Source organism: Belliella filtrata (assembly GCF_022549775.1).
GTDB classification, from domain to species: domain Bacteria; phylum Bacteroidota; class Bacteroidia; order Cytophagales; family Cyclobacteriaceae; genus Belliella; species Belliella filtrata.
The window spans coordinates 1-21640 of the sequence record NZ_JAKZGP010000027.1 but is presented as its reverse complement, the minus strand read 5'-3'; the positions used below and the strand labels follow the sequence as shown (position 1 = coordinate 21640).

Here is a 21640-nt window from a genome sequence, read left to right as displayed (position 1 = left end):
TTTAGATTCGTTTTTTATTAATTCATCACAATGTTAGCTGCTGGCTTTTTATTCAGTTCCTTTAAGTATTCATCTGCAATATAGAATGCAAATTTTCTTAATTCAGAGGTTTTAAGTTCGAGATTTAGTCCAATATTTCCATTTTGACCGTCTTGTATGATTACTCCTTTCCATTTATTGTCCTCACTAATCGATTCAATTCTTTGATGAGCGATTCCGTTTCTTATTCGGGTTAATAGATTCTTCAAGTCATTATTATTTCCACGTCTGTCAAAATGAAAATTTGGTGAGTTCAAAACAAATTGGATTTCTGGAATATCATTTAAATCCTTATTCATAAAATTAAGTTTTCTTACTCTTGCATTGTGTTGTTGTGGTAAGACAATTAAACTCAAAATTCCATTCATTAAAAGTGTCAGGTTGTATTTACCCTTATATGATTTAATTAATTCTTTTGTTCTGCGAATTAACTCTACATCGTATTTGCCATTTTGAATTCCCATAAATTTAATTTTGCTGGTCAAAATATAATTGAAAATGACCGTTTGGTCTTGTCAATCGGAAAGTAATTTCACCTAATATCCATTTTCTTCCAACCCATTCTTTTTCTTTAAATTCTTCATCTTTAATCTGTCCCAAGTTCTCAATATCATCTCCAAGTATTTCACATAATTGTTTATGTAAATGCTGGATTTCCATTGAGTAAATTCTATGATTACTTGGGCCATTTTGACTTAAAAGAAAAATTGTATCACTACCATCATTAGGAATTAGAACCATAATTTTATTAAAAAACCCAAAGAAAAAGAATGGAACGTAATAAGTTCTTAAAGTTGCTGATTCCATTACTTCTTCATAAAATTCAGCCGTTTTGATTATTTCGAATGGTATTCTGAAATTTAAAATAGCATCTTTTATATCAAGATATTTTTGATAGTATTCTATGAATTCAGACGGTTTAAAAACTATTGTATTAATTCCGAGTTTTTCATAAATCAATTTAGTTTTCTTATATGATTTATTGTCGTTTATTACATAAAAACTACAAGTAGAAGCAAATGCAGCGTGAAATGCATCTTCTGTTGTATTTCTAAATGTTTCTTTTCTTCCTTTTTTTATGTTTACTTTATCTTCTTGATAGCCGTGCATATCAAGTAAAAGATATTCATTTGTGATTTCATTAAACCACTCGGGTGCATTTTTTGAATTATCTATAAATTGATTTGGGCTAGTACCAATTTTTTTATATTTCCCGTCAATTATTTTATATGGGTCATCTGAGTCAAAAATCTTATCTCTATTAATTCCCATTCCTCCTTGAACAGTTTTTCTTAATTCTTGATATCCGTCAGATTCGTTAAGGTTTAAGTTCATTTTACTAAAACTCTTAAAAAATCCTTCCATTGTCGGATTTTCTTTAAGTCCTGGAAACATTTTGTCCATTTGTTCAGCACTTTCTGGATTTTCAAATGCTTGCTTGAATGATTCTTCGAGAGGTATTGATTTAAGCAGATTAATAAGCGATTTTCCAATACTTTTAATGAGGTCATCCTGTTCGAAAATTTTCATTAATCCATCAAGACTTATATCGTTAAAAAGGTCTTTTTCCTCAATTCTTTGTTCAAAAAGTTCTTTAGGTGGGTAAAAATCAAGCACAACATCTTTTCCTGTGTTCATTAAACATTTGTCTTTAGTTAACTCGGAAATAAAGTTTAAATCTGATTCTATATAATCTCTTTGTGTGTCTGTTTCTTTAAAGCTAGAAAATATATCTCCAATATGAGAAGTAGAAAAAGGAATGAATAATTTTTCATTATCAAAAATTATTTCTCTTAACTCTTTATGGTCACCATTTTTTATTTGCGACATTACGTTCCAATCGAAATATATTTTTATCATTTGCAGTTTGTGTTTTCAAGCTTGCAGCTAACGTTTGCTCTCCGCAACTCTTACGCTATGTATGCCATATGGCATGCTATACTCATAAGTGTTACTGATATTTCTTAATTATCACCAAACATACCCATTCCGATCTTAACATAAAATACCAACTACAGGGTATTTTTCACTGAAAAAACTTTTTATTTTCAACTTTAGCCGCCTTATGCAGACAGGAACGAATTTCGAGCGAGCCGGCGATGGTGATAGTGGGGGAGCGTTCGAAATTATTATTTTTTTGGTTACTTTTTGCATCAAGGTAAAAAGTAAAAAATGAATGAATGAAGAACTTAACTTTAAATTGAGTGGGGATTGTTAAATTCCAAGATTATTTTGTTACCCAAATCATTAATTCTTTCGAAAGTATTTAAAAATAGAAGAATTGGAAAAGGTGTCTTCTATAAACAGTACTTTGTCTTCTTTGTGTAACCTTTCTATTTCCTTAGCCATAGCAGAATCAGTATATATTGTTTTATAATTTTTTGATGCCTTTAGTCTATTAATCATATCTTTTTTCTGATGAGGATCTTTAAAATAATCATCTTTAAGAATTTGCTTACGAACAAAATGAGCTGCTTTTGATAACTTGGTTTTAGATTTGAAAAAACTACGGTTTCCTGTATTGTTGTTTTTGAAATCATTAAATGGAGCATCCTCAAAACCTTCAGGAATCGACTTTATGGAAACTTTATCTATGGTGTTTAATGTGATCCCATAAAAAATTTCAATTTTATTTCTATTACTTTTTGAGAGATTTGTATTTAGGTCAAACACTCTACGTAATGTTGGAGAGGAAACTTTAGCTCCTTCTGCCAAAGCATCCCAAGTCAAATCTGATATCTTCAATAGATATTCTATGTTCTTTTTTACACGCTTGGCAATTACTAAGTCTATCTGTCCCATAGACAAATTGACTTTAAATTGTCGCGACAAAATTTATCAAAATGTTTTTTTATTCTACTAACTTTTATATATTTGGAAAAGATATACTAGTTAGCTACTTAAGCTTATTTAGTGTTGGTATTAATTCAAGAGTCTCGATCACAAATTCCGACAATTTGATTCTAAGACGAGACGGTAGATTAATGCCCATACAGGTATTTTGTATACATTTGTATGCACTATAGCTGTTGGGCTCTATCGTTACCATTCTTAGAAGGCGTCGGAACCTTGTGATGTGGTTGGTAGAAGCCCACGCTATAGTGTTCTTTTTTCGACCAATTCAAGACTCGTTTTTATATTCTTACAAACCATGAGAGCGAGCATTTCAAACAAAGACCTTTTTGCATTTTCGCAACTTACCCTAGTGAATAGGGTAGAAGGTGAGACTTGCTTTTCTTCCTATCAGCTCAGAAGGATTTTCCATCTAAAGGAGATTCAAAGAAACATCATAAAGTCCCCAGTTTGAGAATAATCTAGTTATTGACACTTCTTTTATTTTCTTATTGGAAGTGATCAGTATACTTTCCATACAGCATTCTGATGAATCAGTATTTGCCTGTTCACAAACTCTTTCCGATCACATAGCTACTGCAGAAGCACCATCGGAAAGATCCCCATTTCTTAGCCATCAGGAACTTTTCACTGTTCCCGTACCAGCTGGAAAAAACGGAAGTTTTTCTAGCCAAATACAGCTATGCCTTTTTTCTAGAAAAGATTCATAGACCAAGGAACAATGTGAAAAGTAAAGCCTCAATCATTCTCAAGATGATCAAAGGATACCTCTATGTCAAATCTTAAATTTAAAATTTTAGATCTAAGATCTAAAGTTATAACCCCGGCCAGTGTCTTCAATTTCTAACCCTAAAAACAAGTGATGCTAAACTGGTTGGCAGCGGTCCACATTGCTGCGCACTGTGCTAGGGTTTTATATAAGATGCAAGAGTCAAGACTTAAGAAACAAGACTTATCGCTTGATAATTAACGATTTAACAAACAATTATTAACGTCTTTAACCAATTGTCTAATCTTTCAATTTTCATAACCCCATGAATCTTACCAGACCCCCAACTTTCAAATCCGCCACGGCGGACAAGCTATTAAAACCTCTGAACTTTCCAACCCATAAGGCCTCCCCGTCAAACTTTCCTCATAAGGTTAATCGATGAATATAAACCCATGTAGGATGGGATTCACATAAGGTGACTATTCTACAAGACGGTGGAGTGGGGAGTTTCTCCATAGCTCCCAGGTCGGTGGCGATTCCACTCACTTACAAACCAATCCACCGACCTCCTTTTCTTCTTGAGGAGTCCTTTGAGTCTACCTCTCCAGTTGAGGGTTTCCAAAACCTCGAAGGTATTCACCAAACCACAACTTAATAACTAAGCACTAATAACCATAAAACAACAACTTCCAAATCTTCCAATCTATGACCCCAACCTTCCAATCCCGATGCTCGGGACAAGCTATTCAAACACCTAAAAACTAAATCAACCAATAACCCAAAGTAACTATGAAGACAGAAATGACAACAGAGCCAAATCCTGACCCAAGACCTTTTATACATATCCTGATCATAAAAGGACATGACCTAATAATGAATTAACTAATGACTAATCAACTGAAATAATGAAGAAACAAATAATATTGCTAATTACCATGCTGCTGTCTGTTTATGCTTTCGGACAGCAGAAACTTGAACCTCTTGAAGTAGGGGATAAAATTCCCAATCTCAAATTTAAGAATGTTTTGAACCATCCTACTGGAGAAATCTTAATCTCTGACTATAAAGGCAAGCTTTTAATCCTTGACTTTTGGGCGACATGGTGTGCTCCCTGTGTGGCTAGTTTTCCGAAGCTCGATAGTTTGGACAAAGCCTTTGGCGATGAACTAGCGATCCTTCCGGTGACTTATCAAGACAAGGAAGAAGTAGAAAAGCTCTTTTCACGGATGGCTAAGCTAAAGGAGATCAAGAAGCCTATGGTGTATGGGGATAATATGCTGAGAGAACTTTTTCCACACCAAACACTTCCACACTATGTATGGATAGATAAAAATGGGACTGTATTGGCCATCACTGGAATTGAAGATTTGAATGAAGAAAATATTAACAATGCCTTAGATGGTGTATCCTATTTGGGAGTTCAGAAACAAGAAAAGATAGTAGCTTTTGACAATAACGAATCATTGTTTTTCTCTGAACAATTTCCAGAAGGTCAATTCACTCAATTTCATGCTGCATTATCAGGTTATGTTGAGGGATGGCCAAGCATGCTTTCTATTAAAGAAGCTGTAAATCCAGACCCAAATAAGGATCATTTGCGAATATATTTTTCAAATGTTCCTTTAATCAAGCTGTTTAAATCTGCTTACAGCGAAGGCAGGCTGAATTTGATGCCTAATAGAATAATTTTGGAAACTTCGAATCCAGAACCATTATTGTCGAGGTGGGAAGGGACTTCAAGAGAATACTTAGCATGGCTAAAATCCGGTAATGGATATTCTTTTGAACTTAAAGTACCGATAACTATTAAAGATGATGTTTGGGGTATTTTTAAAGCCCAATTAGAAGCACTATTCCCTCAATATGAAGCTCAACTTGAATTTCGTAACCAAAAGTGTCTTGCACTTACGGTCATTGATGAAAGTATGCTTACAAAGTCATTAGAAGGAGATCCTTCTGTTAAAGTAGATTTTTTTGGGGCATCGCTTAAGAATAGTCATTTAAGTTGGCTGGTTGGGCACCTAAACAGTAAATACCTCCAACATTTAGATACTCCAATAATAGACTTGACAAAGACCGATTACCCAGTTGATATGACTATTGAAGCATCTTTGGGTAGTGTTGAGTCAATCAGAGATGCCTTAAACAAGCAAGGACTGGATCTCCAAGAAGTGGAGTCAAAAATAGAAGTTCTTGTGATAAGAGATCGGGAGTAATATCCTCGTCACTTTAATAGAATAAATGTTTAACCCAGAATTTAAATGAATATGAAAATAAAATTATACATGATGCTCTTAGTAGCAATCTTTCTATTACCCTTGCATGCTTATTGTCAAAATTTGCAAGCAAAGTTGGTTGGTTCAGTGTATGAAAATACCGAAAATCAACCCTTAATTGGTGCATCTGTCTGGATTGTTGAAGCAGAAATTGGAGCAATTACTGATGATAAAGGTGGTTTTGAATTAAATTTAGCCCATGGAAGGTATAACGTAGAAGTGACTTACTTGGGTTTTGAAAAAGCAAGTTTTGACATTCAGGTTCCAATTTCAGAACCTTTATTGGTTTATTTGGAAGGAGATGGATTTGGAATGGATGAAGTCACTATTTTGTCTACCGGTTATCAGCAACTTCCAAAGGAAAGGGCTACAGGATCATTTGTCCATTTGGATGAAACTTTAATCACAAGAAGTGTTGGGCCAAATATTTTGGATAGGTTGGCAGATGTCACTTCGGGACTGGTTTTCAATCAATCAGGATCAGGAAGTGACCCAATAAGTATTAGGGGAAGAAGTACATTATTTGCAAATGCTAATCCATTGGTAGTAATCGATGGATTCCCTTATGATGGACCGTTGGAAAACATAAACCCAAATAATGTGGAGAGCATAACAGTATTGAAAGATGCTGCTGCGGCGTCTATTTGGGGTGCAAGAGCTGGCAATGGCGTGATTGTCATTTCTATGAAAAAGGGGAGTGCTGATCAGCCTATGAAAGTTTCTATAAACAATAATGTGATTTTTAGAGAATCACCTGATTTTTATTATAGACCCCGGATGTCTGTCTCCGACTATATTGATACAGAGCAACGGTTGTTTGACAATGGGTTTTTCAGGAGTAGAGAAATATCTCAAGCCAATTATGCTCTAAGCCCAGCTGTTGAGTTAATGATTTTAAACAGAGATGGTCTGTTGACCGAAAGCGGACTCAGCGAGGGGTTAGAAAGGCTCAAAAGTCATGACATACGTGATGATTACAAATATTTTTACAGGAGTCCAATACATCAGCAACATTCAGCGAATGTAAGTGGTGGTGGGGCAGGAATGAGATACAATCTTTCGGCAAGTTATGATAACAACCTCAACCAACTTATCGGAAATAGTGATGATAGGTTTACCCTTGGAGGTAATTATAACTTTAGCATGTTGAATGATAAGCTGACAATTGGCGTAGGGTTTTACCTAACGCAAGGGGCAAATGTAGAAGATGCTGTAGATCCTACAAGAATTAGGCTTTCTGCACTCGACGCCTTATATCCTTATGCCAAACTGGTAGGTGAGGATGGTTTACCTGTATCATTACCTATTGATTACCGGACTTCTTTTATTTCAGGGCTTGAAGGGACTGGATTGTTGGATTGGACTTACTCTCCATTAGGTGAGCGTGGTCTGATCAATAGTAGGGCAGAACAATCTGACAAAAGATTCATTCTTGATGCTGGCTACAGCCTATTACCAGGGCTAAAGTTTGATGTCAAATATCAATATTGGGATAATCGAGAAGAAAGAACTGTTCATCATAGTCAAGACAGCTATTTCAGTAGGGACTTGATCAATAGATTTTCAAGAGTATTGGACAATGGATCAATAAACCGTCCGATTCCTGTAGGTGGAGTTTATGATTTTAGACATTCATTAGCGAGTAGCCATACCTTTAGATCACAGTTAAATTATAATAAATCATGGGGTCAAGACCATCAGGTCGTTGCATTGGGAGGGTTTGAAGCTAAAGATTACAAATTAAAAACTTTACAGACCAGGCAATATGGATACAATCAAGAACTGGCTACGGTACAACCTGTAGACTACATCAATACCTTTCCGCAATTCCAAAACCCATCAACAGTAGGTAGAATACCTTATATTGACAATCAGACAGGAATTACAGACAGGTTTGTTTCTTATTTTTTTAATGCATCATATTTCTATAAAGATAGATATATAGTTACTGCAAGTGCAAGAAAAGACATGTCTAATCTATATGGCGTAGAATCTAATCAAAAAGGTGTGCCTTTGTGGTCTTCAGGCCTAGGCTGGATCATAAGCGAGGAAAGTTTTTTTAATTTAGATAATCTGCCATACTTAAAATTACGGACAAGTTACGGATTCAATGGAAATACTGATAGGACTTTGACAGCCCTAACTACAGCTACTTTTTTTTCAAGCAACTTCTTTACGGGTCTTCCTTATGCCAATATAACGAATCCACCAAACCCAAATTTAAGGTGGGAAAAGTCTAAGATGGTGAACTATGGGATTGATTTTTCAACCAAAGATGGACGTATAGAAGGAAGCATTGAGTACTACCAAAGGAACGGATATGATTTGGTTGGGTTTGCACCAGTGGCTCCATCATCTGGAATGAGAAATTTTAAGGGTAATACAGCAAGCTCTGAGGGAAGCGGTGTTGATGTTGAAATCAAGACAGTCAACCTGAATAGGAGAGTCGTTTGGACGACCAATTGGCTCTTCAATTATTACGAAGATAAAATAGTAAACTATGGAGATGAACATACTGTACGGACAATGCTTCAATTTGGAGCCTCAAGTGTATATCCTTTAGAGGGGTATGGAATGTTCCCAGTTTTTAGTTACCAATGGGCTGGTTTGAACCCTGACACAGGAGATCCAATGGGTTATTTGGATGGAGAAGTCAGTCAAGACTACGCTGCTATAAACAGAGAGACGGTATTTGGGGATTTGATTTTCCATGGAACAGCCAGGCCTAATGTCTTTGGGGCTATCCGTAACAACTTGAATTGGCTCAATTTTTCACTTTCATTTAATATCAGCTATAGGTTAGGCTATTATTATAGACGTGAATCTATCAGGTACGGCAATAATTTTGGATTAGGAGGTCATGGAGACTACGCCTATAGATGGCTTTCTCCAGGCGATGAATTGGTAACGAATGTTCCTTCCTTGCCAAGTGCTACAAATAATCTTCGGGATGATCTGTATAATTTCTCTTCAGCCTTGATTGAAAGAGGTGATCATATCAGGTTACAGGACATAAGATTGTCTTATTTATTTGAAAAGAAATCATTCCCACGGCTGCCATTTCAACGTGCTGAAGTTTATAGCTATGTTAATAATATCGGAATACTTTGGAAAGCATCAGACGACCCTTTAGATCCAGATTTTAGAACCATGAAACCTTTGAGGAGTATTGCATTTGGATTAAGGGTTGATTTTTAATCATTCGAAAAGAAATAATTTATCACTTATTGATGAAAATGTCATGAAAATAAATAAAATTAAAATATTCATCTTTTCAATATCTCTGATAATGATGCAGGGGTGTGAAGAGTTCTTAAATGAGAAGCCACAGAAGTCACTTTTGATTCCTGATAAATTAGAAGATTTACAAGCATTATTAGATGATGAACTTACAACCATGAACCTCAATCCAGGGATTCAAGTAATAGCTTCTGATGAATTGTGGATTTCTGATGGCGAGTTTAACAGCTTAAACAATGCCGCAGAAAGAAATGCCTATATATGGGCGAGTGAAGTATATGAAGGGTTTTTGATTCCAGATTGGGAAAATCCGTATGAACAAATTTTTTATAGTAATGTGGTATTAGACCAACTAGAGAACATTGAGAGAAATGAAACAAATAGGTTGCTTCATGACGCAGTTAGAGGGAGTGCTTTGTTTTACAGAACCATGGCATACACAAATCTTATCCAATTATTTGCCCCTGAATATGATCCTTTAAATGCTGATGAACTTATTGGTCTAGTTATCAAGCCAACTCCAAATATTGAAGATAAGGCATTCCAAATATCACTTAAAGCATCTTATGAAATGTTAATAGCGGATTTAATGGAAGCGCTTAATTTGTTGCCTCAAGAAATTGTATATAAATCAAGACCCTCTCAACCAGCTGTTTTAGCACTCTTGGCTCGCTTGTATTTAAATATGGAGGATTTTGCAAAGTCTGAAGAGTATGCACTTAGGTGTATAGACCTTTATAATAACCTTTTGGATTACAATGATGTGAATTCAAGTTTAGCAATCCCATTTCCTAGGTTCAATGATGAAGTTATTTTTCATAGCTCAATGCCGAGTTATGGTTTTTATAGGACAGCAAAGATTAATATTGAGTTGTATAACTCGTATGAAGAGAATGATTTAAGAAGACAATTGTTTTTTACTACAAATGCAGCAGGGGAAAGAATATTTAAGGGCTGGTACACTGGACAAAATAGGTTGTTTGGTGGAATAGCAACTGATGAAGTCTATTTCATTGTGGCTGAATCCAAAGTTAGAAATGGTAAAACTGCTGAAGGTTTAGAGTACCTGAACAACTTGTTGTTAACAAGGTGGAAAGAGGGTACTTTTGAACCCACTGTTTCATTGGATTCACAAGAAGCTTTAAAAACAATTTTGGAAGAGAGAAGAAAAGGACTGGTTTTGAGAGGCTTGAGATGGCAAGATATTAGACGACTGAATAGAATTTCAGATCAACCATTAGATTTAAAAAGAATCGTAAATGGGCAAGAATACATGCTTGAAGCGGGGAGTTCTCGGTTTACTTTTCCAATTCCTGATATTGAAATTGAAGTGAATAATCTAATTCAAAATGAAAGATAAAAAAAATATGCTGCCTTTTAGGACAAGGCAGCATATTTACAAATTAATTGAATCCTAGTAGTCTATGGAACTAAAGGAGAATAGACACCAAAGGACTCTGTATCAGGAATTGGTTCGCCCATTAAAGGATCATTATTTACCAATTGGGCACTACAAATTTCTGGATCAGGGTCACAATCATAGTGTACCCCGACTTGTAATCCTGTAATTTCAACCCATTCCTCTGCATCTCTGTCGAATGCAAAGATTCTGTCCTGTGGATTAAATGGCGTTGTAAACGCAAACGCCGCCACCACTGCAAGCATTACTAAGCTTGCTTTTAATAGATTTTTAATGTAATTCTTCATAATTTTGATTGTTTTGTTAAAGTAATTCCGGTCGTTTCAGTCAAAGTCTTTGACCTTTTGAGAGGGACGGCTGGTTTTACCCCCTGCTGGTGTCAGGTCGCCACCTGGTGACTACACTGACAGAATCGTCTTTTTTATTTCCGTTCTCTATTTTATAGTTAGGCTTCAGGCGCCGGGCAGCTGTTTTTAGCTTCGCCTTCCGCAATGGTTATTTTAATTTATACTGATGTCCTCTTGCTTAGCACAAGCCCAAGGAGAGAGATGAAAACCAGTGCCAAATTCAGTAAAAGGTGTTCCGGCCATCCAAGCGTAGAAATAAGCCCTCCACAGCTGCACGGAATCCTTCCGAATGCTCCTGACATCACCCAACCCACGTAAATTGTAAAGCAAACCATCAGCGATGCAGAAGCAACTAAGCCAAGTTTGAAAGTCCTTCTTCCAAGTAAAAGGATTGCTGTTGCCAATTCAACTACAGGTAAAGTAAAGAGTAGTGTCTCTGCCACCCAACCGGGGAAAACCTGATTATGTAAGGCCGACCTTGTACCATGCCAATCAATTACTTTGGAGAATGCCGAGTACAAGAAAATCAATGAAAGTATTGCCCTAGAAAGCAGAACTAATGTACTGGTAATAATTCCATCTAAGCTTATTCCAATTTTTTCTTCACTTTTCATAAAGTAAAGTTCGGAAGGATCTTCACTTCTTTCAAAGTCCATTTTGTACCTTTTTCATTTCAAGTGAAAAAAGTACAAATTTGCACTTTTTAACTTCAAAAGTTATTTAAAACAAGTAATTTCTTGATTTTGTACTTAAACTTATTTATTTTATCAAATTGGTTTTTGAGATTGGAACAAACCTCTTGATATATATAGACGGTTTGGTTTGTATTTGAAAGTGTTAGGGTATAGTAAAAGGGTGAGTATTTTCACCCATGGATGATGAAAAAATGGAAGATTCTTGGTTAAAAGAACTTAAGTCCAATATGGACATGTTCGCAGAAGTATCGATTGATGAATATCAAAAGATAAAAAGTTATTTAAACTTAAAAAAGTATCCGAAAGGTACGGTTCTTAAGGATGCGGGCCAAGCTGAGACCTGCGCTCGCTTCATTCTCAAAGGGAACATTTCATTTTCAATCCAGCTTCCCGAAGGTCGAACAATTACCAAATTAGTATTTTTCCCGGGAGAAGTAGCACTTGACCCAGTCTCCTTTAACTCTGGCACTTCTTCAAATTTTATATTGAAAGCAATCTCGGATGTAGAGGTTTGTGAGATTGACCGTCAATTTGAGTCTAGGATTATAAAAGAAGCTCCAGCCTTTTTTGATCTCTCCATTAAAGTCAATCATGCCTTACAGGAGAAACTTGTAATCTGGTTTGCTGAATTCCTTTCCCAGCCTGTCAAAGAAGTATATGACATCCTTTCAGGACCTGAACAGGAACTTGGGAATACGCTAAAAGTCAAGGAAATCATGGACATCTTGGGAGTAAGTAAATCTACTATTGCAAATTTCAGAAAAAAGAAAGATTAAGCTTTACAAAGTAATCAATAGGACATTCGAATCATTGAAGAGCTTCCAATCAGGGTCATTAATTAAAAATTCTATCATTAATTTATAGGTATCGAAATTGCGCACTTTTCTTTCCGGGCTTAAGATAGGTGCTATTGATCAGTAGATTATTAACCTAAAAAGTAAATGCCATGGAATTATATTGCGAAAATTTATACAATAGGACTAATGAAAAGCTTTTGGATATTAGCATGACAGCAGAAGGGAAAATTGACCTATGCAGGAAATCTTTTACAGCAGTCCAAGAATCATTATACAAGCTGAAAGAATATGTAAACGAGCACGGATTCAAGGACAAGTCGTCAGAGATTATTTTCTTCAAGTCTGTCCAACCAAAATTTTTGGGGGAATTGATTTATTTCGCTGAGGTATTCAGAATAGAGTCTTCCTGCCCACTGAAACCTCCCAAACAAAAGAAAGGGTGTTATAGAAAAGAAATGGAAAAGATATCGGCTTTCTACGAGCGACATCAAGAGCTTTATTGGTATCATTTTTCCGGAAAAACTGATCTTGATGACAAGCTTTTTCTTAGAAATGGAGAGATTGATTTCTCCTTTCCTGACATTTACTTCCTCGATGCAGATCCAGAATTCAGTTGTGCTGGAAGTTATAGGGTTGGTCAATTTATTGCCTTCAAGAAGGTTTTGGAATACCTTCAAATTTCTCTTGATACCCTAGAGGGAAAGAAATCCAACAAAACTGGCCCTGTATGGACGGGGCCAAAAGTATGGCTTATTGAACTTATCTATGCATTGAAGGCTGCGGGGGTGTTCAACAAAGGAAAAGTGGATATCAAGGATATCGCCAATATCACTGGGCCAATGTTTCAAAAGGATTTGGGAGAATACTACCGTGCCTTTCAGGAAATACGGCTAAGGAAGAAGAACCGTACAGTTTTCCTTGATCACCTGAAAACCGCACTCACAGAGTACATGGATGCAGCTGACGGAATGTGACGGGATCAGCTTTCTTTTTCGATGATCAGGTGAGCCAGTTCCGGTGTATTATAGATCCGTTCAATCTCAATTTCAACTAGGTGCTTCACCTGATTTTTGACCATCCTGTAATTGGACTCTATTTCAGAAGCTGTTACATCTACAACGGGGGGAATAGGTTGATAGGCCTGTTCCTCCATTTTCAGGGCTTCATGGTCATTGATGATTTCATTGTGGAAGGTTTTATGTGGGATCTTTTGGTCTGGATTGTCAGCCACCATCCCAACAAATTCACCAGAGCTCAACCCAGCTATTTTTGAAGGAGGTATAGCGGAATCCAGTTGTGAAGAACGGCTGATGGAGGTATCATTGGCATTGATAGACATGCTTTCTCTTTGCTGCATGATCTTCCCAAAGCGTTCCGAAAGCTGCTTGGCCGTGTCTCCAGTTACCTGCCCACTAACAATATTTCCCACGATGTTGGTCACTACATCCGCCTGTTCACGCCCATAGTCTTTCCGTAGCTGACTAAAGTCCTGTATCCCCAAGCAGGTCGCTACCTTATTGCTTCGGGCAGTTGCGATCAGGTTGTCAATGCCATTGAAATAGATCGTGGGATATTCATCAAAGATTAGACTTGATTTCAGCTTTCCTTTCTGATTTACCAGTTTGATCATTCTTGAAATATACAGGGAAAGCACTGCGCCGTAAGTCTGTTGCTTTTGAGGATTATTTCCCACACAAATGATCTTGGGCGCATCAGGGTTGTTAAGATCAAGCGTGAAATCGTTGCCCGAAAGCACATAGTATATCTGGGGAGATGCCAGTCTTGCCATTGCGATCTTGGCACTAGCAATCTGTCCTTCCAGTTGATCGGTTGCACCATTTAGATAGGCGATAACAAATGGGTTGATCAGCACCTCTATTTCAGGCTCTGTGCGTAATACAGGAAAAAGCAAATCATATTCAATCTGCATCAATTCAATCACATGAGGCAGGGTACAATACTGCCCACCTTTGAATTTCTTCAAAAACCAAATTATTGCTGTCAGAAAATTAATAGGGGATTCCACAAAGAAATCTCCTTGCTTCCTTATCCATGTTCGATTGAGGCCAAGCATAATTGTCCTTGATGATTCGGCTGCATCGGTGATATCCATCATGGTTTCTGGATCAAGTGGATTACAACGATGGGTATGGGAAAGCTTATCAAAGTTGATAACATAAAAGTTAGGATCTTTGGTGTACCTATCTTTATACTTTTGAAGGGTGTTGTAGGCAATGATGGAAAGGTCATCGTATTTGAAATCGTAGATGAACATGGAAAAACCTTTGGCTATGTGCTGTGTAATGACATGGCGAATCACGAAATAAGATTTCCCTGATCCGGGAGTACCAATAACCAACAGTGACCTGAACGGGTTGATGATATTGATCCATGAGCTCCTGATTTTTCCTTTCAGGTTATATTGGGCAGGAAGGTTGACAGAGTACTCGTTTTCGAGTAACCTTTCTTCCTGAGGAAATGTCTCGTTGAGCGCATTGAACACATCGTCCTTGAGGCGCAATTTGACCAACCTGGACATCAACCCTCCACCGGTAAGGACAAGGATATATCCAATGATAGTGATGGTCATATAAATGATACAAACAGTCTCCTGATCGTAATCTAGTCTTAGCAAAGTATGGCTCAAAGGAAAAACCACTAGTCCAGAAAAAAATGGAAAAGCAGCATGCGCAAATCGTATCTTTTCATCCTTCTTCCCGGCAGCTCCAAGCAGGGAAATCAGCAACAAGACCAAAGCCATGATTTTCGTGACCAGAATATGATTGAAAATCCCAGTACTTTGAAGATTCAGCAATACCCTGTCTGAGATAGGATGAGTAAATCCCCATATCTCAAAAGCACTGTAGCAGTACACATAAAAGTGTAGTGCAAGTATTCCGAAACTCACTTTGCGTGTAAGGTCAATGATCTTACGTAAAGCTTCTTCGTTTTCACCTGTTCCCATGATCGTTGATTTGGATTATTTGCGACGTTTTTTCTTCTTTCGACGAGGTCTGTTTTCTGGGAGGAATTCACCTGGCACCTCATCAAACAATCCCTGAATCATCTCTTCAACCAATGAGCGACCCTGTGCTAGCTCTTCGGTTGCGGTTTCTTCTTGGCTTTGATTTTTCGGATAAGTATCCACCGGTATCTCTTCCCTAATATTGAACTTTTGATGAAGAGCATTTGCATTTAGATGTTTGCCCAGGTCACTGCCGTTAAATACACTCCGGGTAACATTGTCTACGAAAGTCACCCCGTATAGCCGCCGTCCTTGGTCGTTGGTTCTGAAAACCGCATGGATTCCCTTTTTGGAAAGAGCCTCTTTAAGCCCATCCAAGTCTTTTGCTTCAGGTTTGGTCAGTATATTCTCTATGGTTTTGACTGCTCTGGATTTGTGTTGTTTTCTACGTTCCTTGTTTTGCCCAAACCGCTTTTCAAGGTTTTGGAATGTGGGACTGGAATGAATCGAGCTTGCCTTGATGGGAACACCCAACCTGTTTCCATCTCCATCAGAAATGGAATAGACCAAGCCCTTTTTCTGATACATTCGTGACTCTGGTTCACCTCGATAAGCTGTTACATTGAATTGGCGTAAAGCAGCATTGAATTCAGCCAATGAAGTAAACTTGTACGTCCTCATTACTTCCGTCACTATATTGGCTATGGCCGCTTTGGTTTCTGATTGACCGTACTGAGGTTTACCCATCGATATAGTCCTGAGCATATACGCCTGTTCCTTCTTTTGGTCTTCGGCCTTTATCAGCCTGAACCTTTCCTCGATGGACTTTCGGGTAAGTTCGGATTGGTTCTTCCCGAGGTTGTGGGTTTCAATGCGTTTACCATCCTCCCTGATATTGGTAGTGAGAATGTGAATGTGGGGGTGTGCTGCATCAAAATGCTGGTAGACTAGGTAGGGCTGGTCACCAAAACCGATTCCTTCCATGTAGGTCATGGCTATTTTTTTCAGCTTCTCGTCGTCCAATTCATCTTTCGGAGAGAAGTTCAGGGATATATGTACTGTATTGGTTTTGGTGCGTTTGTTTTTGTCTGTGAACTCCCGGAATTGAACAAGTTTGTCATGGAGACTTAGTGTATCACTATCATCCATAAATCCATTTGCCAACAGTAAATCTGCATTACCTTTGGCAAGTTTGTTTTCGTTGTAATGCAGTGCACCACGTATATTTTTCCCAGTGGTTATTTTGGCAACCATCGTTTGGACAATTGGGAGAGAGTGGTAAACAGCTCCTCTATCTTACCTTCAACTTTCCTGTAATGAGGCAGAACCTTTTCTGCGTAAACCAACCGGGTTTCCGAATCTACAGCGGTATGGAAATACCGGGTGATTTGGTTGATGTTGACACCTATGGCCTGAAGCTCGTTTCTAATCCTTGCAAGTTGTAACTTGACCTCATGCAGGCTTGCGTCATACGTATTGACGGTGATATCTTTCTTGAAAAGCATATCACGGATCAGCTCACTTAAAGTCTGACAATAGGTGCTTTTTTGGAGTAGCTTTCCAAGTTCTGCATCTTCATTTTCAGTAAACCTGATGGTTCTTTTTATTGGGTATTCTACGGCTCTTTTTTTCATACATTCTTAATTTTGAGATAAATCCGACTTCGGAGGATTTATCCCCCTCTGCGACTTCGGAGCTGAGGGCAAGATTGGATTGGCGTCCGACAATCCTACATCTTGCTGATTGCTCCAAAATGCAATCCATGACCTTGAAAGGATCTGATAAAGATTGCAGCAATCGGGCTTGTGATTGACTAATTCAAAAGGTTCCATATCCAATCATCTGCAAGGGTTTTCCAGTTGCTGAAAGGGGTTCCGTTTTCACTTTCCCAATCCATAGATTCATAGTGATAGTAGAATATTTCAGCTTCGTCTGTAGACATTCCTTTGAGGGAGAAGTATTCCCTTACATGGTCAAAAAGAGGTGGTACTTTGCCACCATATCCGGTGTTTACATTTGTTGCATTCATGGCAATTCAATTTTGGTTTATGGGTCAAAATTGAATTGCTTTCACAGGATTTTATCCCACCGTAATTTGGAAGTGGGTTGTTTTTTTAAGGGAGTTTACAACGATGATTGAAAAATCAGGTGGTATTGAGGGGAAATTATTTAAGTGATTTTTGATGGAGAAATATAGATTTCAGAAAGGTGTAAGTCTTTAAAAAAATCACTCCTTTTTATGACGAGAATCAGATTTGGCTTAATCGAGGGTGTTCCGACTTTTCGGACACCCTCTTAAAAAAAGACACACTTTCCTTCAATAGTTGTATTTGTTATTGTATAACAATTTTAACTTCACTTTTTAAAAAACCGTTTCGATTCGATCTTATTAAATTATAGAGGTCTTCCTTATCAGAATATAATAATGTATCTGACTGTGTTATGATTTTGACGTAATCTAATTTATCTATATAACTCAATGTCGTTTAGTTAAGGATTAAATTGGTTTATAATTCATATAATGAGGTTTTTTTGGCTTTTTGAGCCTGGGCAGCTTTCTTCCTGGTCTTTCAACTTCCCGAGTTTTGTAGACTAAATCATCGAATGCGTTCAAGGCTTCGCTGAACTTCTTCTTTATAAACATGGGTATGGCCATGTCCATCATCATTGCCAGGGCGTTTGTTTTGTTGATCTTTTGCCCATGTTTTCCTTCCTGCCTATCTGCTTTGTATTCTGCTTTGACTTTCTCTTCTATGGGATGTGCGTATGCAGCGCACATGGTCATCAGGAAAACCTTTGCATGGAAATCCTGCTTGACCGCCTTTGCCGTCTTGCCTGAAAATGCCTCAAGTTCCACCCTGCTTTTAAGTAGCTTATAGGCTTCTTCCTCGTTCCATCGCAGGTGGTATAGGCCACCAAACTCCTCTGCGTCATACTTTTGGCTATCAAGCAGTGATGTGCACAGTATCTCTATCTCTCCATTGTCAAGCTCAACTTTTATCAGTCTGCATTCCAATTCTCTTTCCCATACTTCCCGATGCCCTGAAAGCTTGTCCGTGTCCTTTTTGGGGAGATTGAATTTTACCACTTTTTCCCTCTCAGGACTTTTTCTGAATTCATTCACCTCAAGCCACCAATTGTCCTTGAGCCTGACACAGAACTCGATCCCTCTTGCTTTGAGCAGGAACAACAGCCAAAAGCAGGGATAACCCCTATCAAGCAGCAAAAGATCTCCACTATTCACCTTCCCAAGGTGAAGCATCAGCAAGTCCCGCTCACTTGCAGTATATGGGGCTATTTCTGAATCTATGGTCAGGTGGTTGAGCACATCATAGAGCATCGAGCACATAGCCATCGACCGTTTCGAATCAGCCTTGGGGCCAAAGCTGTGCTCCCCGAATTCCTCAATGACCGTTTCATGCCGGGGAAGCACCAGCCTACTGCCGTCTACAGCCAAAACGCGCATACCATGCCAGACATAATAGGAAGCCTCCGAATAAAATCCTGCAACGGCGACCTCGTTCAAACGCCTGAATGCCCATGGATTTAACTTGGCCCTTGCTTGGCTCAATGCACCCTTGGTAACCTCCCTGATATTGAAATCATCATTGGATAGTGCTTTATAAAACCTGTCCAGATCCCGTTGAAGTGCTGTTTTGAATGACATGATAAAAAATATTAATTTCCTGAGTGATAATTTTCTTTCCCTTGAGAACACCCCCTTACGGCCGTCTTTTGAACGGCTAATAAATGCTTCGGTGTCGAGCTCATTGTCAATATGTTTAGTTAGTTTTAGCCTGTAATCTTCTTTTATTTCAGAATTAGGGTTACCCCCTATATACCCCTATAATTTACACATTTTTTTTACTATTTTGCTTAACTAAACGACATTGCTATATAACTTAATATATTTTTATCAGACCAAACATCACCAAAGCCAAACAAATAACTTATTTGATTCTGTCCAGTTTCTTGAATTGGTAATTCTATAGATTCAATTTTATTTTCACCGTTTTCATCTTTTATTTGAAAGGAATAATAGATTGTCCCATCTGTACTGTTTTTTATAGTCAATATTCTTTGAATATCACAACTATTTGTGATGAAGATTAATACTACAAAAATAGCTGCAAATAATATCCTCATCAAGTGTCTTTTTTTAAATAAGCTGAACACATTAAGGACCCCAATATATCTAAGCAAATATGTTTGACTACCTTCATCCTTACAGCATATTCTTAATAATTTTTATGCGTTTTACAATAAATCTATCCATAGAAGGAGCCAACCATAAATTATTGTTCTTTCACTTTAAGTCAAAATCAATTATTCCAAAATCAATATTTTCATCACCAATAACTATTGACGGTAACTTTAGTCCAATCTTCTTAATTGTACCTTTTTGTATGATATTTGATTGATTGACTAACGCTGAAACTTTGAATTTACTTTTTCTACTTTTCAGAATTAAATCACTATTAAAGCTATTATTAATTATTTGAATTTTAGAATACCCTTTGGAATTTGTTTCATATACATAAACAAACAATTCGTCAGATTCGAATTTCGTGTTTGGAACTTTAGAAACAACCTTAATTTTAAAATTCACTCTACTTGACCTTGATATTATTTTTGAGTCTAGCAAATCCGCCTTAATTGACAAATAAGATCCATGATCAGCAAAATATATTTGAGTTCTGGATGTCATTTCCTTATTTACTAACCTAACCGATCTGAATACAGAACAGGAGGAAGAAATTACCAAAATAAAGATTAGAATTAATCCCTTTAACATACTTATTTTGTTCTAAATGGTAAGAAAAGATTTTTGTACAGATTCTCAAATTGCATTGCTTGATTTTCTAAGTGTCCTGGAGTAAAATAAGTTTGATACCATTTCCCTGACCCTTTCCCTGATTGATAATATTCCTTTAAAATTCTATGGTAAAAATTAGCTGATCCAAGTTTTTTTTGTTGCATAAAGTGAATGTATTCATGGAACCTTAAACCAGAATCCTCTACAATGTCACCCGATTCTTTGACTATAAGATTACGTCCAATCGTGATACCTTCTCCTTTTCTTAAATGAAGGGTAAGTAATCCTCCACTTCTAAAAACTGGTGAATTCTTATCATTTGAACCAGAATATAATGAAGGTCCCATAGCTGCAATATTTAAAGCACCCAATGTTGCCCCTCCAACAGCTCCTGCAAAAGCTCCTTGTCCAATTCCTTTACCTATATTTTTACCATCAATTCCAGCAGCGATCCCACCTGTTACAGCCCCTGTGGCGGCTCCCCTTACTGCACCATAACCTATTTCAGCTCCAATATTTGCCAAAGCACCACCTTTAACTCCTGAAAATTGAGGCAGTCCCATACCAGCAAGTCCACCTCCGACCCCTCCTATTACTGTTCCCATTGATATCTCATTCCCCAATAATAAGTTACCTGCAACTGTACTGGCTGTATTGTTCAACATGCTAAATCCAACTGTTTGAGCAAATGCACTATTCGCAAAAGCGCCACCTATACCTCCTCCAATAGCACCAGTAACAGCTCCCATCCCTACAGCTTTACCGAATCCATTCCAAAATTGACCACTTCCACCCATTCCTGATGCAAAATATGTAGATGTATAGACTGCTGCTGAGCTTCCTGCCCCAATTAATGCACCCACTAAAATCCCTATACAAATAGGACATTCTCCATCAGGGTCCGTAAACATAACGGGATTGTTCATCATTGCCGTCAATGGAGAATTGTAAGGCATTACTTCAGCTTTAGGATCCACTCCAAACCACCTTCCTAGTGCCGCATCATACTGCCGTGCATGAAAATCATACCAACCTGTAAGTTCTTCATAAGTCTTGCCTTGAAATAACTCCTTGGTTGTTTTATCACCAGTTCTTATATTGTTTCTGGCAATCAGTCCATATGGATAATAATCTATCTGCTGCACTATATATGACTCCGAAGTCATAATGGTGAAATCATCAAAGAACGCTTCCGATCCAGTATTAGAATCGTTGGATAAGTAAATATAGTAATACCCAGGCTCATCTGCCACTACTTCTTGAGATAATCTTTCATGACTTTTCATTGTACCATCTTCCCGAGCTTCTTGAGACATCTGGACAAACCCACCATACTTGTAGTTCATTTCAGTATCAAAGAAAAGGTAATTCAAGTATGCAGGAGGAGCATCATTATTGCTATCCCTTTTACTTAGTATACCTGCAAGGCTTCCTGTTTCAGAACCTGTATTTGCCATCCTTGCTGCCATCCCTCCATCTA

Annotated in this window: 20 protein-coding genes; 6 read left to right on the top strand and 14 right to left on the bottom strand. The window is 37.6% G+C overall.

What is annotated here, in order from left to right:
* Window positions 1-17 precede the first annotated feature (17 nt).
* The 3 genes from MM239_RS11350 to MM239_RS11340 form a co-directional block, all read right to left on the bottom strand.
* Window positions 18-503, bottom strand: a complete 486-nt coding sequence (locus MM239_RS11350) for a HEPN family nuclease (RefSeq protein WP_241348359.1) — start codon at window positions 501-503, stop codon at window positions 18-20.
* 4 nt (window positions 504-507) lie between these two features.
* Window positions 508-1899 (bottom strand): hypothetical protein, encoded by a 1392-nt coding sequence (locus MM239_RS11345; RefSeq protein ID WP_241348358.1) that lies wholly within the window; start codon window positions 1897-1899, stop codon window positions 508-510.
* A gap of 387 nt (window positions 1900-2286) precedes the next feature.
* A complete protein-coding gene (locus MM239_RS11340) occupies window positions 2287-2841 on the bottom strand; it encodes a hypothetical protein (protein WP_241348357.1) in 555 nt (184 codons plus the stop codon).
* Between the two features lie 349 nt (window positions 2842-3190).
* Here MM239_RS11340 and MM239_RS11335 point away from each other — a divergent pair, with 349 nt between their 5' ends.
* The gene (locus tag MM239_RS11335; protein ID WP_241348356.1) at window positions 3191-3346 is read left to right on the top strand and encodes a hypothetical protein; all 156 of its coding nucleotides are present in this window, start codon (window positions 3191-3193) and stop codon (window positions 3344-3346) included.
* Window positions 3347-4088: 742 nt separating this feature from the next.
* Here MM239_RS11335 and MM239_RS11330 read toward each other — a convergent pair.
* Window positions 4089-4244, bottom strand: a complete 156-nt coding sequence (locus MM239_RS11330; RefSeq protein ID WP_241348355.1) for a hypothetical protein — start codon at window positions 4242-4244, stop codon at window positions 4089-4091.
* Between the two features lie 265 nt (window positions 4245-4509).
* Here MM239_RS11330 and MM239_RS11325 point away from each other — a divergent pair, with 265 nt between their 5' ends.
* The 3 genes from MM239_RS11325 (at window position 4510) to MM239_RS11315 (ending at window position 10480) form a co-directional block, all read left to right on the top strand.
* Window positions 4510-5820 carry a TlpA family protein disulfide reductase gene (locus tag MM239_RS11325; RefSeq protein WP_241348354.1) on the top strand — a complete coding sequence of 437 codons (1311 nt, stop codon included), beginning with the start codon at window positions 4510-4512 and terminating at the stop codon, window positions 5818-5820.
* Window positions 5821-5871: 51 nt separating this feature from the next.
* Window positions 5872-9078 (top strand): SusC/RagA family TonB-linked outer membrane protein, encoded by a 3207-nt coding sequence (locus MM239_RS11320; RefSeq protein ID WP_241348353.1) that lies wholly within the window; start codon window positions 5872-5874, stop codon window positions 9076-9078.
* 91 nt (window positions 9079-9169) lie between these two features.
* Window positions 9170-10480 (top strand): RagB/SusD family nutrient uptake outer membrane protein, encoded by a 1311-nt coding sequence (locus tag MM239_RS11315; RefSeq protein WP_241348352.1) that lies wholly within the window; start codon window positions 9170-9172, stop codon window positions 10478-10480.
* Window positions 10481-10542: 62 nt separating this feature from the next.
* On the opposite strand, the gene MM239_RS11310 is transcribed toward MM239_RS11315, so the two are convergent.
* Window positions 10543-10827 carry a DUF6520 family protein gene (locus MM239_RS11310; protein ID WP_241348351.1) on the bottom strand — a complete coding sequence of 95 codons (285 nt, stop codon included), beginning with the start codon at window positions 10825-10827 and terminating at the stop codon, window positions 10543-10545.
* Between the two features lie 218 nt (window positions 10828-11045).
* Window positions 11046-11543, bottom strand: coding sequence for a MauE/DoxX family redox-associated membrane protein (locus tag MM239_RS11305; protein WP_241348350.1), 498 nt, complete (start codon window positions 11541-11543; stop codon window positions 11046-11048).
* Window positions 11544-11758: 215 nt separating this feature from the next.
* Between MM239_RS11305 and MM239_RS11300 the strand changes: the two genes are divergently transcribed.
* On the top strand, window positions 11759-12358 hold the full coding sequence (locus MM239_RS11300; protein ID WP_241348349.1) for a Crp/Fnr family transcriptional regulator: 600 nt from the start codon (window positions 11759-11761) through the stop codon (window positions 12356-12358).
* Window positions 12359-12528: 170 nt separating this feature from the next.
* Window positions 12529-13353, top strand: a complete 825-nt coding sequence (locus tag MM239_RS11295) for an RteC domain-containing protein (RefSeq protein WP_241348348.1) — start codon at window positions 12529-12531, stop codon at window positions 13351-13353.
* A gap of 5 nt (window positions 13354-13358) precedes the next feature.
* Here the strand turns inward: MM239_RS11295 and mobC are convergent, their stop codons facing one another.
* The 8 genes from mobC to MM239_RS11255 form a co-directional block, all read right to left on the bottom strand.
* Window positions 13359-15344, bottom strand: coding sequence for a conjugal transfer protein MobC (gene mobC, locus MM239_RS11290; RefSeq protein ID WP_241348347.1), 1986 nt, complete (start codon window positions 15342-15344; stop codon window positions 13359-13361).
* 15 nt (window positions 15345-15359) lie between these two features.
* Window positions 15360-16598, bottom strand: coding sequence for a relaxase/mobilization nuclease domain-containing protein (locus MM239_RS11285; RefSeq protein WP_241348346.1), 1239 nt, complete (start codon window positions 16596-16598; stop codon window positions 15360-15362).
* Window positions 16583-16978, bottom strand: coding sequence for a plasmid mobilization protein (locus MM239_RS11280; protein ID WP_241348345.1), 396 nt, complete (start codon window positions 16976-16978; stop codon window positions 16583-16585). Before MM239_RS11280 ends, MM239_RS11285 begins: the two co-directional genes overlap by 16 nt.
* Before the next feature lie 179 nt (window positions 16979-17157).
* Window positions 17158-17373 carry a hypothetical protein gene (locus tag MM239_RS11275; protein WP_241348344.1) on the bottom strand — a complete coding sequence of 72 codons (216 nt, stop codon included), beginning with the start codon at window positions 17371-17373 and terminating at the stop codon, window positions 17158-17160.
* A 468-nt stretch (window positions 17374-17841) separates the two neighbouring features.
* Window positions 17842-19062 carry an IS4 family transposase gene (locus tag MM239_RS11270; RefSeq protein WP_317235634.1) on the bottom strand — a complete coding sequence of 407 codons (1221 nt, stop codon included), beginning with the start codon at window positions 19060-19062 and terminating at the stop codon, window positions 17842-17844.
* A 158-nt stretch (window positions 19063-19220) separates the two neighbouring features.
* Entirely contained in the window at window positions 19221-19490 is a 270-nt protein-coding gene (locus MM239_RS11265) for a hypothetical protein (RefSeq protein WP_241348342.1), read from the bottom strand.
* A gap of 160 nt (window positions 19491-19650) precedes the next feature.
* Window positions 19651-20139 carry a hypothetical protein gene (locus MM239_RS11260; protein WP_241348341.1) on the bottom strand — a complete coding sequence of 163 codons (489 nt, stop codon included), beginning with the start codon at window positions 20137-20139 and terminating at the stop codon, window positions 19651-19653.
* Between the two features lie 2 nt (window positions 20140-20141).
* Window positions 20142-21640 (bottom strand): RHS repeat-associated core domain-containing protein (locus MM239_RS11255; RefSeq protein ID WP_241348340.1); only part of this gene is annotated, 1499 nt, incomplete at its 5' end.